The organism is Oricola cellulosilytica (assembly GCF_019966575.1).
GTDB classification, from domain to species: domain Bacteria; phylum Pseudomonadota; class Alphaproteobacteria; order Rhizobiales; family Rhizobiaceae; genus Oricola; species Oricola cellulosilytica.
In genome coordinates this window covers 354,896-368,276 of the sequence record NZ_JAINFK010000005.1, presented here as the reverse complement: position 1 = coordinate 368,276, position 13,381 = coordinate 354,896, and the positions used below count along the sequence as shown (strand labels likewise).

Below are 13,381 nucleotides of genomic sequence, written 5' to 3'. Positions count from 1 at the left end.
CAAGGCGCCATCGGGTGCCGCTCCTCCGGACACCGCCTTCAGCTTTCATTCCAACCTCGCCATGAAAAAGCCGCCAAATGACCTCGATTGGAGAAGGAACGAACGGTCATCTCCAGACTTATCGGGCTGCAAGTACAGAAAAGGAAGGGATGCCTTTTCAACCCCAAGGAGTTCATCATGAACAAGACAATAAGAAATATTAGTTCTGCCGGCGTAGCCGCTCTGTTGCTCTCGTCGACCGCAGCCTTCGCCGACTTCTCGGCAACTGCAACAACTGACCTGAATATTCGCTCCGGCCCCGGACCGCAGTTCGACGTGGTCGGCGCGATCACCCACAACGATTCGGCCACCGTGAATGGCTGCATCGAAGGCAGCAAATGGTGCCAGGTCAGCTACAACGGCACGACCGGCTGGTCGTATTCGGAGTATCTGAGCTCGGATTTCGCCGGCGAGACCACCGTTATCGCGGCAGCTCCCGCAACGGCCCAGATTCCGGTCGTTGAAAGCGACGTCTCGACAAATGCCACGATCGGCGCCGCAGGCGGTGCGATCGCCGGCGCCCTGATCGGCGGCCCGGTCGGCGCAGCCATTGGCGGCGTTGCCGGTGCGGCTGCCAGCGCGGCTGTAACGCCTCCTCCGACAGTCGGCACCTATGTCGTCGAGAACCGCGTTGAGCCGGTATATCTCGAAGGCGAGGTCGTGGTCGGCGCCGGTGTCCCGGACACGGTCGAACTGCGTCCGGTACCGGATTACGATTACGAGTACGTGTATATCAACGGTCAGCCCGTGCTGGTCGACGCGAGTACGCGCCAGATCGTCTACGTGTACCGTTGATCATCGGTCATTGAGAATTCGCCTCCGGGTTCTGCCCGGGGGCGTTTTTTGTTCCGCTTTCTCGATCAGGCCGCCAGGCGCAGGACGAGGATGAGAACCGCGGCGAGGAACGACAACCCCGCCAGCGCGACAAGGCCGTCTTTTGCGACAAGTGCAATGGCAAAAAAAGCGACCGCCGCACCGAGGATGGAGGAGGAGAACGGGACCAGTTCGAGAAACGGCATTGCGAGGCCGCACAACATGCACGCCAACTGGAGAATGGAGCGAAACGGGCGGTGAACGAGAATGCCGAGGCGCACGGTTGTATGCCTGTCAATGAAACGGGCCGGCGCTCTGAGATAGCTGACCGCTTTTTCGATCCTTGAAGTTGGTATCCTGCGCTTTAGCAGCCATCCCGGAAGCCAAAGGTGATGGCGGCCGACCAGCATCTGCAGGGAAACGAGCGCTATCGTAAGGCCGAAAAACGACGACAGTCCGGGTACGCCGCTCAGCGGCGTGATGACGAGAAGGCCGGGCACCAGCACGAGAACGCTGTGCCCCAGCTGCCCGAGCCCCTCAACCAGATCGCCGACGGAGGTGCTGTTGCCGTCTCTCGCCTCGCAGACGCGGTCGAGCACCGCCGTAATGGAATGCGGCAGCGCTTCCGCATCGCGCTCGTCATCGCTCAAGACACGGCTTTCCGGCCGGGTCTGGTGGTGGGAAAGCCCGGAGGAACCTGGCTCGCCCACGTCAGTGAGAGGGTTTGCCCGGCGTCGAGGTGCTGGTGACGGAAACCGGATCGCTGGCAGGAAACGTGTCTTCGAGCCCTTCCTGCAACTCCCCATCATCCTCATCGTGCGGGAGTTCCGTCGACTGATCTTCGCGTGCGGCCGTTTCCGCATCCTGCCTTGTCGCGTAGACCGTCGAATAGCGCTCCCCGACCCTGAAGGCCCAGCCGCCATCCCGCTCGACAATCTCGTATTTTTCTTCGCTGGTCATCTCTCTAATCCTCTCTTTGATCCCCAACGAAACCCGATTGCAATTGTTCCCCGGACTCGCCACTCAATTGCGCAGAGTTCCCTTTCCGGACAACATGGCCTCGATGCGGGCACGGGTCTGGGGTGTCCGGGCCAGCCGCACAAAGCTCGAGCGTTCGAGATCATACAGATCCTGCTCGCTCGCTCGGCGCGGCTCCGCCTGCTCGCCGCCGGTCAGTATGGCGGCGATCTCGCTCCCGACCGTGACATCATGAGGGTGAAACGTTCCGTCTGCCAGTCCTTTTTCGAGGAAGGCGTGCATCCGACCGTGCAAGTCCCCCCCAAGTAGCTGGAACTCAGGTTTTTCGGGAGGGCGATAGCCGCTCTCCATCTCGCCAACGACCCGCGTTGCGGCCGACATCAAACGGTCGCGGTTCATGACCGTCTCGTCGCGGTCGGGGAGGAAGTAGGCGAGCGATTTCGCCTGATCCGGGGAGGAGGCTGTCCGCCCATATCCGATCTGCTTGAACGCGTTCCACGCGGCTTGTTCCCAGTCTCCGGATTTTCGATACCACCGCAGAAATGTTTCTTTCACACCCCCGCCGCCCGGCACCAGACCGACGAGGCTCTCGACGAGTCCGAGGACGACATTGGTGTGAACCACCAGCTTGGAGCAGTGTGCCAGCACCTCGAAACCCCCGCCGATCGACAGGCCTGATGGCGCGCCGACGACTGGTGCCGCGCAATATTTGAGGGCTCGGCAGGCCTGCTGAAAGTCGTCGAGGAAGGCATCTATACCGGACCAGTCCCCGGCGTCGATAAACTCCCGAAATCTTTGCAGATTGACGCCCGCGGAAAAGTGCTGGCCGTCATTGTGGATGATGATGCCGCGGCCCGGGTTCTCCGCCGCCTCGCGTACTAGGGCCATGGAGTCGGCGTCGAGCGCATTCGCCTTGGTGTGGAATTCAACCAGACGGATACCGCTTTCAAGCGTGAACAGGCTTGCGGACGGGTTTTCGCTGTCCGGCTCCAGTTCACGGCGCTTCAGATGGAAACGGACAACTCCCTCGGGCAAGTCGAGCGGGCGATAGGCGCCGTCGGCCCGGCGCACCTGCAGCACGCCATCATCGACACGGTAGATCGGTCCTGACGCATTATTGCGCAGGAAGTCGGGCACGGTCAGGTCCTCGGCCTGGCAGCGCGCGACGAAGGTTTCGACGCCGATCTCGTCGAGCATCTCGAAAGGACCCTTGATCCAGTTGTAGCCGAGCTTCATCGCATCATCGATGTCCTGCGGGTTCTCGGTCACGGCGGGGATCAGCGATGCCGAATAGCGCAGAATCCGATTGAGGACGTTCCAGCAGAATTTCGCATTGAGATCGTCGCCGGAGACAAGTTCGGCTAGGCCGCCGGATTCCGCCCGCTCGGGAACCCCGCGGTTGCGAGGACGATAGTCGCCCGTGGAAAGATCGATCGCGAGCTTCGCTCCGTCCTCGCCGCGCCGGTAGAAGCCGCCGCGGCCCTTGTTGCCGGTGAGTCCACTCTCGCACAGCTTGTTTATCAGCGCGTTCTCGCCGCCGACCGCATGGAACGGGTCTTCCGCCGGGAGAATGGCACGCAGTGAGCGCACGACATCGGCCATCAGATCGAGCCCGATGAGATCGTAGAGACCGAAGATGCCGGTCTTTGGAATGCCCATCGGTCGGCCCATCAGCGCGTCGGCGGTCTCGATATCGAGGCCCAGTTGCGTTGCCTCGGCGATACCGACCTGCAGCGCGAAGACGCCAACGCGGTTTCCGAGAAAGCCCGGCGTATCCGCACAGCGCACCACACCCTTGCCCAGCACGCGGTCGCAGAAATCCGCAAGTGTCTCAACCACTTCGTTCTCGGTTTTTTCTCCTCGCACGAGTTCCAACAGGCGCATGTAGCGCACAGGATTGAAGAAATGGGTGATCGCGAAGCGGCGGGCGAACTCGTCGTCCATCTCTTCGACGAGAAGCGAAATCGGAATGGTGGAAGTGTTGGAGGTAACGATAGCCTCCGGTTTCAGGTGGGGCTGGAGACTCCTGTACAGCACACGCTTGATGTCGAGCCTTTCCACGACCGCCTCTACGATCCAGTCGCAATCGGCGACGCTGGCGAGGTCATCCTCTATGTTCCCGATGGAAATGCGGTTCAGCACATCTTCGGAAAAAAGCGCGGGGGGATCGGATTTGCGCAGGCGTTCGAGTGCGGCTTCCGTGATGGCGTTCCGGTTGCCATCATTGCCGGGCATGTCGAGCAGCAGAACCGGATAGCCGGCGTTGGCGACCTGACCCGCAATGCCACTGCCCATCGTTCCCGCGCCGATCACGCAGACGCGCCGAAGCGAGTTGCCGGGATGTGAGGCCATGGCTGGATTTCCTATGCAGGTGTTTTGAATGAGGCGTGAAATGCCCGCAAGGCGCGATTTACCTCGTGCGGGTGTTCGCCCGGCAGCATGTGGCCGGCATTATCGATAATGGTCACAGTGGGCTTGTCGAGCGCTTCGGCGAGCGCCAACCCGGCCTTCAGCGGCGTCATCCGGTCCGCGCCGGCCAGAATGCACGCCGTAGGGCAGGCAATCTTCGCGGCCTGCTGTGCTCCGATATCATAGGCGTTGCATGCTTTTAGGTCGGTTTCGAGCGCGCCAGGCACGTTTCCCTGCATGGTGCGGACGCCGCCGAAAATCAGCGATGAGCCAGGCACGGAGTTGTCCTGATGGTGGGCGAACGCACCGAAGCCCCAGGAGAGCATCGCGTCGATGGCGCGCGGCTCGTCCTTGCCGGCCAGCGCGACGAGGCCGGGATTCACAGGTATCGCGGCGCCGGTGGCGATGAAGGCGATGCTGGAAACCCGCTCGGGATATCGCGCGCCCAATTCGAGCGCGACGAGACAGCCCTGCGAATGGCCGACGATATGCGCTTCGGGAATGCCGGCGGCATCCATGAAGGCGATGAGCCAGTCCGCCATCGCCCCGATCGAGGTCAACGGTGCACCATTGGACAGGCCGTGGCCGGGAAAGTCGACGGCCGCCGTGTTGAAGCCGTCATAGCCGAGGGCGCGCACCTGCTGTGTCCAGGTGATGTGGCTCTGACCGGAGCCGTGCAGGAAGATGATCCAGGGAAGGCCGTCGCGGTGGGGCTTGCCGCCGGTCGCCGCGAAGGCTTCATGGCCGTTGACCGAAACACGCATTATTCGGCGGCCTCGGAAACGGATTTCGCCTTCGCGACCCGCTTGGCGGCCCGCAGTCCCTTCTCGAAATCGGCTTTCAGGTCGTCGATATCTTCCAGCCCGATCGACAGCCGGATCATGTCTTCCGACAGGCCGCCGGCCTTCATGTCCTCCGCACTGATATGCGAGTGGGTGGTCGAGGCCGGATGGATGACAAGTGTCTTGGCGTCACCGACATTGGCGAGGTGGGAGGCAAGCTCCAGGGCTTCGATGAACGCCGCGCCGCCCTCGCGCCCGCCGGCAACCCCGAAAACGACGACAGAGCCGGCCCCCCTGGGCAGAAGGCGCTCGGCAAGTTCATGGTTCGGATGGTCCGGTAGGGACGGGTGGCGCACCCAGGTCACCTGTTCGTGGGCGGTGAGGAAATCGAGCATGGCGGCCGTGTTTTCCTGATGACGCTTCATGCGCAGGGGAAGGGTTTCCAACCCCTGCAGCAGATAGAACGCCGTCTGCGGACTCATGCACGGGCCGAAATTGTACATGCCCTCCATGCGGACGCGCTGGGTGAAGGCGGCCGGGCCGAACTCTTCCCAGAACACGATGCCGTCGAGCGCGTAGTGCGGCGCGGCGAGCGTCGGGAATTTGACGTTGCCGTCCGCATCCTTGACGCCCCAGTCGAAATTGCCGCCATCCACGATCGCTCCGCCGATTGCCACTCCGTGGCCGCCGAGCCATTTGGTTACGGAGTGGATGACGATGTTGGCGCCCATTTCGAGAGGCTTGCAGAGCCAAGGGGTGTTGAACGTGCCGTCGATCATCACCGGGATGCCACGTGCGCTGGCGATCTCACCGACGCGCGGAAGGTCGAGAATGTCGAGCCCGGGATTGCCGATGATCTCGCCGAAGATCAGCTTGGTGTTCGGGCGGATCGCGGCCTCGAGCCCGTCGATGTCATTGGCGCTGACGAATGTGGTTTCGATGCCGAAGCGCGGCAGGGTGTTCTTCAGCAGGTTGATGTTGGCGCCATAAAGCTGCGCGGTCGAGACGATGTGGTCGCCCGCGCTCAGCAGACATGCGACGGCGGTGTGCAGCGCCGCCATGCCGGACGCGGTGGCCGTCGCGGCTGCTGCGCCATCCAGCGCGGCGAGCCGCTGCTCCAGCACCGCCACCGTCGGGTTGGAAATGCGCGAATAGAGATGTCCGCCTTCCTCGAGATTGTAGAGGGCGGCAGCGTGCCGGCTGTCGCGGAAGACGTAGGAAGTCGTCTGGTGGATGGGCACGGCGCGCGAGCCGTGCCGTTCGTCGGGCGTGTGGCCCGCATGCAGGCTCAGCGTATCGAATCCGTAGAAATCAGCCATCGGGTTCCTCCGGGCGCCACCTAGCCTTTCGGGATATCGAAAGGCAACTCGCTCACTGTGGCGCTGCGGCGGCCATGTTCCGTTTCCACAATCAGTTTGGTTCCCGGCTCGGCCTGGCTCGCATCGATCAGGCCGAGACCGATGTTCCGCCCGATCCGGGGAGAGTAGGCCGCCGCCGACACGAACCCGATCCGCGCCCCGTCGGCGATCACCTTCCACCACTGCTGGTTGGGGCCCTGGAACGGGTCTCCGTGAACGAAGAAGCCGCAACGCAGACGCCGGACGCCGCCATCGCGGATGCGGCGGAGCGCCTGTTTTCCGATAAAATCGGTCTCCTGATCGACATCGACCAGCTTGTCCATGCCGACCTCGAATGGATTCGTGCGGTGGTCGGTATCCGCGCCCATGGAGAGGAGCCCGCTCTCGATTCGCTCGATGTAATTTGGCGCGCCGGGACCGATGCCATAGGGCACACCCGCCTCGCCGACCATGTTCCAGAGATCAGTGCCGCGCCGGCTTTCCAAGAGGTATAGCTCGTAGCCCCCCTGGCGGCTCCAACCCGATCGTCCGAGGATCAGCGGAATTCCGTCGAGTTCGCTCTCGGTGAACGCGAAATGCTTCATCTCGGTCGCCCAGTCTCCGAAAAGGTCGCGGATCACCTCGACCGCCTTAGGGCCCTGCACGGCTAGAGGCGATACGTCCGGCTCGGAGACTTCAACCTTCATCCCGCGTTCGAACGCAACCGCCCGGACCCAGAGGATCAGGTCGTTGTCGGCAATCGAGAGCCAGTATTCATCGTCGGAAATCGGCAGCAGGACGGGGTCGTTGATCAGCGTCCCGCGATGGTCGCAAATTGGAACGTAGCGTCCCTGGCCGGTCTTGACCGAAGCGAGGTTTCGCGGCGTCAGTGCGCGCACCAGCGTCAGCGCGTCGGGGCCCTTGACCCTGACCTGACGCTCGACTGCCACGTCCCACAGGGCAACGGCATTGACCAGCCGGTCGTATTCGGCGGCCGGATCGCCATAGGCGACCGGAAAATACATCTTGTTGTAGATCGAAAAATGCGATGCGCCGGCGGCCTGTGTCGCCTTGAAGAACGGCGATTTGCGTATCCGCGGCCCGAAGGCGATCTGCTGCACCATCTGCACCTCCCCGTGCGCTGCAGCTTATGGCGCTGCATTCGCGGCATGTCTGGCGACGGGCGGGACTTTGACAGGCAAAGATTTCGCAGGTCAATCACGAATTTCCTGCCCTGATCGGGGGTATCCGGGTTCCACTCGCCATCTCGCGCTCTGGATCGAGGCCGGGAAAACGGATAGGAGCGTCTCCGGACTCCAGACGCCCCTGCCATCCTGCCAACAAGAGCCGACACGCGATTGTCTCTTACATCCGCTCTCTCCGACGCCTTCTCCACGATCGCATATTGGCAATACGCGCTCGCTTATGGCGTGATCGCGTTCGCGGCGATCGTGCAATATCGAATCGGCGTCGGTTTCGGCCTGTTCGCAGCCCCGGTCATTGCCCTTTTCGCTCCGGAACTGGTTCCGGTTCCAATCATCGCGCTGACGCTTTTCACAGCCACGGCCGCGATGGTGAACCAGCGCAACGGATTTGACTGGCGTGAAATCGGGTGGTCGGTTGCCGGACGTTTTGCCGGGTCCCTCGTCGCCGTGGCGATCCTGGCCCAACTCACCGATCAGAAGCAGTTCATGCTGGTGTTCGGGCTTTTGATCGCGCTCGCCGTCGCGATGTCGCTGGCCGGTTTCCGGTTCCGCTTCACCCGCAGGCTGCTGTTCACCATGGGCGCCATTTCCGGACTGACGGCGACCATCACCTCCGTTGGCGGGCCGCCGATGGCGATTGCCTATCAGGATCAGAAACCGGAGCGCGCGCGCCCCAACATGTCGGCCTTTTTCGCGCTTGGCTGCGTCATCGTGCTGGCGGTGCGGCAGGTCAACGGGTTCAACACGACGGCTGACCTTGTGCATTCCATTGTTCTGCTCCCGGCGCTGTTCATCGGGATCAAGCTCGCCCCGGCGTTCGAGGGTGTGATCGACCGGAATTTCCGCACCATGCTGCTGGTCGTCTGCGGACTGTCGGCGTTGCTGCTGATCTGGCGCGCGCTCGCATAGCAAAGCGGCTGGCAATTTGACGCGCGTGCGGGCATGGTCGCGCCAGTTTTCCGGAGATCCACATGCCTGACAAGAAACCCGTCTTCGAGCCCCCCAAGCCCTGGACCGAATGCGCCCGCGATCTGGTGAACGTCGCGATGGGCCGCAAACCCGCCGAGACGGTGGTGCGCAACGGCCGCTGGGTGAACGTGCATTCGAGCGAGGTGATTCCGGCCACCGATCTTGCGATTATCGACGGCCGCTTCGCCTATTGCGGTCCGGATGCGAGCCACTGCATCGGTGAGGGGACCAAGGTTGTCGATGCGCGGGGACGCTATCTGGTACCGGGGCTGTGCGACGCGCACATGCATGTCGAGAGCGGCATGGTGACGGTGACCGAGTTCACCCGCGCGGTCGTGCCGCATGGTACCACCTCGATGTTCATCGACCCGCACGAGATCGCCAATGTGCTCGGTCTCGAGGGTGTGCGGCTGATGCATGACGAGGCAGAGGCGATGCCGGTCAACGTGTTCGTCCAGATGCCCTCCTGCGTGCCGTCGGCGCCGGGGCTGGAGCATGCCGGCGCGTCTCTCGGGCCGCAGGAGATCGCGGAGGCGATGGCATGGCCGAACATCGTCGGCCTCGGCGAGGTGATGAACTTTCCCGGCGTTGCGGCCAACGACCAGACCATGGTTGGCGCGATCGCGGCGACCGTAAACGCCGGCAAGACCGTCGGCGGCCACTATGCCTCGCCGGATCTCGGGCGCGCCTTCCACGGCTATGTCGCGGGCGGGCCGGAAGACGACCACGAGGGCACGCGCGCCGAGGACGCGATCGCGCGGGTGCGCCAGGGCATGAAGGCGATGCTCAGGCTGGGGTCGGCGTGGTACGACGTTGCCGAGCAAATCAAGGCGGTGACCGAGCAGGGGATCGAACCGCGCAATTTCATCCTGTGCACCGATGACAGCCACTCCGGCACGCTGGTGCGTGACGGCCACATGGACCGCGTCGTGCGCCATGCGATCCACCAGGGCTTGCCGCCGGTCACGGCGATCCAGATGGCGACAGTCAACACCGCCGAACACTTCAAGATGGAGCGTGAATTGGGCTCGATCGCTCCCGGCCGCCGCGCCGATTTTCTCATCGTTTCGAACCTCGCCGAACTGACGATCGACGAGGTGTATGGCCGCGGCGTGCAATTGGCCCGTGACGGTAAGCTGTCGGTGGAGATCGGCAAGTACGACTATCCGGAGAGAGCGAAGAACACCGTCAGGCTCGGCAAGACTCTCGCAGCGGACGACTTCGTCATCGCTGCTCCGGAGGGTGCGGACGAGGTGGACGTTCGCGTGATCGGCGTCATCGAGAACCAGGCGCCGACGCGCGCGATGGAGGCGCGTCTGACCGTCGCCGGCGGCGTGGTCGAGATGGACCGCCCGCAGGATGTCTGCCAGATTGCACTGGTGGAGCGGCATCGCGGCACGGGCGGCGTCACCAATGCCTTCGTTTCGGGCTTCGGCTACACGCAGGATTGCGCGATGGCATCAACTGTCGCTCACGACAGTCACCACATCATCGTCGTCGGCACCAACCATGCCGACATGGCACAGGCCGCCAATCGGCTCGGCGAGATCGGTGGCGGCGTGGTAATGATTTCGAAGGGCGAGGAACTGGCGCTGATCGAAATGCCGATCGCCGGTCTGATGTCGGATGAACGCGCCGAGATCGTCGCGGCCAAGGCCGACATATTGGGCGCTGCAATGCGCGAGATGGGCTGCACCCTCAACAACGCCTACATGCAGCACTCCCTGCTGGCGCTGGTGGTGATCCCGGAGCTCCGCATTTCCGATGTGGGTCTGGTGGACGTGCGCAGCTTCGAAAAGGTGGATTTGTTCGTTTAGCCTTACGCCCCCTCGGCGCTCTCTTCGTAGCGCGTCCGGGCTTCCGCCACCTCGTCCTCGTGCGCCACGGCCCAGCGGCCGAGCGCGCGCACCGGCTCCAGCAGCGACTGGCCAAGTCTTGTGAGGCTGTAGTCGACCCGCGGCGGCACGGTCGGCGTCACCACGCGCTCGACGATGCCGTTTTTTTCAAGGTCGCGCAGCACTGAGGTCAACACTTTCTGGCTGATCGTCCCGATCTCGCGCTTCAATTCCGAAAAGCGCTTCGGCCGTTCCGACAATCGGATGAGGATTAGCACCACCCATTTGGAGCTGATCGCGGCAAGGAGATCGCCTACGGGACGGCAAAGTTCGCCCAGCTCGTTGATGTGCTGCGGTTTCATCGCGGTAACTCCGGTTGCAAAAAAGTGCCGTCTTGTGCAGCGCATTCACGTGTCTAAATAGATTGTCGGTATCAAAATAACACGGCGGTATCGCATGAACACCATCGTATCGAAAGAATACTGGCGCGCGCCGGCCTGATCGCCGGAAGACGCTTCCCAATCCGAACAGGGCAACGAGCCGGACCCGCGCTTTCCGTGCGCGGGAAGGGGACCGATTTGTCCAGGCGAACGTTCACACCCCAACAGTCGAAACCCAGGAGATCATTATGAAACTCAAGCTTAACGTTATCGTCACGTCGACGCGGCCCGGCCGCAACGGCATCAAGGTCGGCAAGTGGATGGCCGATTTCGCGAGCGAGAATAGCGAGTTCGACGTCGAACTCGTTGATCTTGCCGACTACGATCTGCCGCTGCTCGACGAACCGAACCACCCGGCGATGCAACAATACGAACATGACCACACGAAGCGCTGGAGCGCCGTCAACGGCAAGGCCGACGCCTTCGTCTTCGTCTCGCCGGAATACGACTATTTCCCGGCGGCATCGACGGTCAACGCCATCCAGACGCTGCACCGGGAGTGGCAGAAGAAGCCCGTCGGCCTCGTCGGCTATGGCGGCGTTTCGGGCGGCATGCGGGCCATGCAGACGACGAAGGTGCTGATGACCGGCGTCAACCTGATGCCGCTGCCGCAAGAAGTGCCGATCCCATTTGTCTTCGACTTCCTTTCCGAGGACGGGTTTGCGCCGGCGCCGGAGGTCGAGGAGGGCGCGAAGGCCATGCTTGCCGAATTGCATGACTGGGCGGAGACGCTGAAGCCGCTGCGCGAGCAGGAGGTGAAAAAGGCGGCGTAGGGATCGCGCGGTAATAAAACAAGGGCAGAGTGCTCCGCTCCTCCGCGCACGAGGGGGGTGGGGCCTTTGTCTGCCGTTATTCCTGCCAGAAAGTCGGCGACAGCAGCACCAGCACGGTGAAAATCTCGAGACGGCCAACCAGCATGGCGAAGGACAGGATCCACTTTGCGGAATCCGGAAGGCTATCGAAATTGCCGGTCGGTCCGATCACGTCGCCGAGGCCGGGCCCGACATTGGAGAGCGCGGTAAGAGCGCCGGATATTGCGGTCAGGAAGTCTATTCCTGTCAGAGTCAGGGCCACCGTAAGCAGCGCCCAAAGCAGCATGTAGGCCGCGAAAAAGAGCAGAACGGTGTCAAGCGTTTCCTCGCTGACCTTGTCTTTGCCCGAATGCACGCTGGCAACCGCGTGCGGATAGATGAACCGGTCGATCGCGCGGCGTAGGACGCCGTAAAGCGCGATCCAGCGGTAGGCCTTGATGCCCCCGGCGGTCGAGCCCGAACACCCGCCGAGAAATGTGGCCATGAACGCGATGGCGATCGCGAAGGAGCCCCATTGCAGGTAATTGGCGCTTGCATAGCCGGTGGTGGTGACAAGGGAGACGATGTTGAAAGTGGAATGGGTGATCGCCGGAACGATATCCTCGGTTTTCGACAGTTCAAGATAGACCGCGACTGCCAGCGAAAGTGCGCCCGCATAGGCAAGCATGACCAGAACCTGATTATCGCGGAAGGTGTCGAACCGTCCGCGGAGCATCAGCACGATGAGGGCGGTGAAGGGGATCCCTCCGATCAGCATGAAAACGATTGCGACCCAGTGCGTGAGCGGGTTGGTGAAGTATTCGAACGATGTGTCATGCGTGGAGAACCCCCCGGTCGATACCGTCGTCATGGCGTGATTGATGGAGTCGAATATCGACATTCCGGTCATGGCATAGAGAACGGCGCAGACTAGGGTCGACGCGACGTAAATTCCCAGCAGACTGGTCGCAAAGGTGGACAGACGCGAGAATGGACGCGTGTACCGATCGGACGATTCCAGCTTGAACACAGAGGAGCCGCCGATCTTCAGATAGGGCAGGATGAACAAGCCGAGCACGATGACGCCGAGGCCACCGACCCACTGCAGGATGGACCGCCAGAGAAGCAAGCCGGGAGGCAATCCGTCCAGGCCGGTCATGACCGTCGACCCGGTTGTCGTGATGCCCGACATCGATTCGAAGAACGCATCGGCGACCGTCATCTTCTGGGACGATTCGATGAAGGGCAGGGCGCCTGCCACTGCGAATGTCAGCCACAGAATGTTGACGAGGAGAAATGCAAAACGAACAGAATAGGTTGGACGGAAGTCCCGCGTGGCGACGGCGGTCAGGATGCCGAGAACCGCAACCAGGAGCGCCGAAATGGCAAACACCAGCCAGTCCGGATTGCCATAATAGAGATCCGTCAAAGCCGGAATGAGCATCAGGGCGGCAAGCCAGATCGCAAACACGGCGCTGACATGAATTGCAGCGTGGAGGTTCCTGCCTTTCATTGCCGGTATGTCTTCTCTATTGCGCCACTTGCCTGTTGCACCTCGACCCGGGATCGGCCTGTCCGGTTGAACCGGACGCATGCCTATAAATCGCGATGTGCCGAAAAACCATCCTGAACCGGACGCCCTTTACGCCGGGACGGGTCATTCATAATGCCGGTGGCGGAAATTCAGCACCAATCTGAGTATCCGCACGCCACTGTGCCTGAACTCTGGAAATGATGGCGAGCGCTAATCGCCCCCGGCGGTCCGAAAAACGTTGATAAGTTT

The 13,381-nt window shown here is 62.2% G+C and carries 12 protein-coding genes; 4 read left to right on the top strand and 8 right to left on the bottom strand.

Annotated elements, in window-relative coordinates:
• Window positions 1-177: 177 nt before the first annotated feature.
• A complete protein-coding gene (locus LC298_RS14180) occupies window positions 178-834 on the top strand; it encodes a DUF1236 domain-containing protein (RefSeq protein ID WP_131570373.1) in 657 nt (218 codons plus the stop codon).
• Between the two features lie 65 nt (window positions 835-899).
• Here the strand turns inward: LC298_RS14180 and LC298_RS14175 are convergent, their stop codons facing one another.
• The 6 genes from LC298_RS14175 to LC298_RS14150 all read right to left on the bottom strand — a co-directional run bounded on the left by LC298_RS14175 (window position 900) and on the right by LC298_RS14150 (window position 7,482).
• Window positions 900-1,502 carry an exopolysaccharide biosynthesis protein gene (locus LC298_RS14175; protein WP_199223325.1) on the bottom strand — a complete coding sequence of 201 codons (603 nt, stop codon included), beginning with the start codon at window positions 1,500-1,502 and terminating at the stop codon, window positions 900-902.
• Window positions 1,503-1,563: 61 nt separating this feature from the next.
• The gene (locus LC298_RS14170; protein WP_131570377.1) at window positions 1,564-1,812 is read right to left on the bottom strand and encodes a hypothetical protein; all 249 of its coding nucleotides are present in this window, start codon (window positions 1,810-1,812) and stop codon (window positions 1,564-1,566) included.
• Window positions 1,813-1,875: 63 nt separating this feature from the next.
• On the bottom strand, window positions 1,876-4,182 hold the full coding sequence (locus LC298_RS14165) for a 3-hydroxyacyl-CoA dehydrogenase/enoyl-CoA hydratase family protein (protein ID WP_131570379.1): 2,307 nt from the start codon (window positions 4,180-4,182) through the stop codon (window positions 1,876-1,878).
• Window positions 4,183-4,193: 11 nt separating this feature from the next.
• Window positions 4,194-5,003, bottom strand: coding sequence for an alpha/beta fold hydrolase (locus LC298_RS14160; protein ID WP_131570382.1), 810 nt, complete (start codon window positions 5,001-5,003; stop codon window positions 4,194-4,196).
• Complete coding sequence (locus LC298_RS14155) at window positions 5,003-6,340, bottom strand: O-acetylhomoserine aminocarboxypropyltransferase (protein ID WP_131570384.1); 1,338 nt, start codon at window positions 6,338-6,340, stop codon at window positions 5,003-5,005. Before LC298_RS14155 ends, LC298_RS14160 begins: the two co-directional genes overlap by 1 nt.
• A 20-nt stretch (window positions 6,341-6,360) precedes the next feature.
• Window positions 6,361-7,482: a glycine cleavage T C-terminal barrel domain-containing protein gene (locus tag LC298_RS14150; protein ID WP_131570386.1), complete on the bottom strand. Its 1,122-nt coding sequence runs from the start codon at window positions 7,480-7,482 to the stop codon at window positions 6,361-6,363.
• Window positions 7,483-7,716: 234 nt separating this feature from the next.
• Between LC298_RS14150 and LC298_RS14145 the strand changes: the two genes are divergently transcribed.
• Together LC298_RS14145 and ade are read left to right on the top strand one after the other, a co-directional pair.
• Window positions 7,717-8,472 (top strand): sulfite exporter TauE/SafE family protein, encoded by a 756-nt coding sequence (locus LC298_RS14145; RefSeq protein WP_158284794.1) that lies wholly within the window; start codon window positions 7,717-7,719, stop codon window positions 8,470-8,472.
• Between the two features lie 62 nt (window positions 8,473-8,534).
• Complete coding sequence (gene ade, locus LC298_RS14140) at window positions 8,535-10,349, top strand: adenine deaminase (RefSeq protein WP_131570390.1); 1,815 nt, start codon at window positions 8,535-8,537, stop codon at window positions 10,347-10,349.
• Between the two features lie 2 nt (window positions 10,350-10,351).
• Here the strand turns inward: ade and LC298_RS14135 are convergent, their stop codons facing one another.
• Window positions 10,352-10,729 carry a winged helix-turn-helix transcriptional regulator gene (locus LC298_RS14135; RefSeq protein WP_131570392.1) on the bottom strand — a complete coding sequence of 126 codons (378 nt, stop codon included), beginning with the start codon at window positions 10,727-10,729 and terminating at the stop codon, window positions 10,352-10,354.
• Window positions 10,730-10,995: 266 nt separating this feature from the next.
• Between LC298_RS14135 and LC298_RS14130 the strand changes: the two genes are divergently transcribed.
• On the top strand, window positions 10,996-11,580 hold the full coding sequence (locus LC298_RS14130; RefSeq protein ID WP_131570394.1) for an NADPH-dependent FMN reductase: 585 nt from the start codon (window positions 10,996-10,998) through the stop codon (window positions 11,578-11,580).
• 76 nt (window positions 11,581-11,656) lie between these two features.
• Here LC298_RS14130 and LC298_RS14125 read toward each other — a convergent pair whose 3' ends face one another.
• Window positions 11,657-13,111, bottom strand: coding sequence for a TrkH family potassium uptake protein (locus LC298_RS14125; RefSeq protein ID WP_131570396.1), 1,455 nt, complete (start codon window positions 13,109-13,111; stop codon window positions 11,657-11,659).
• Window positions 13,112-13,381 lie beyond the last annotated feature (270 nt).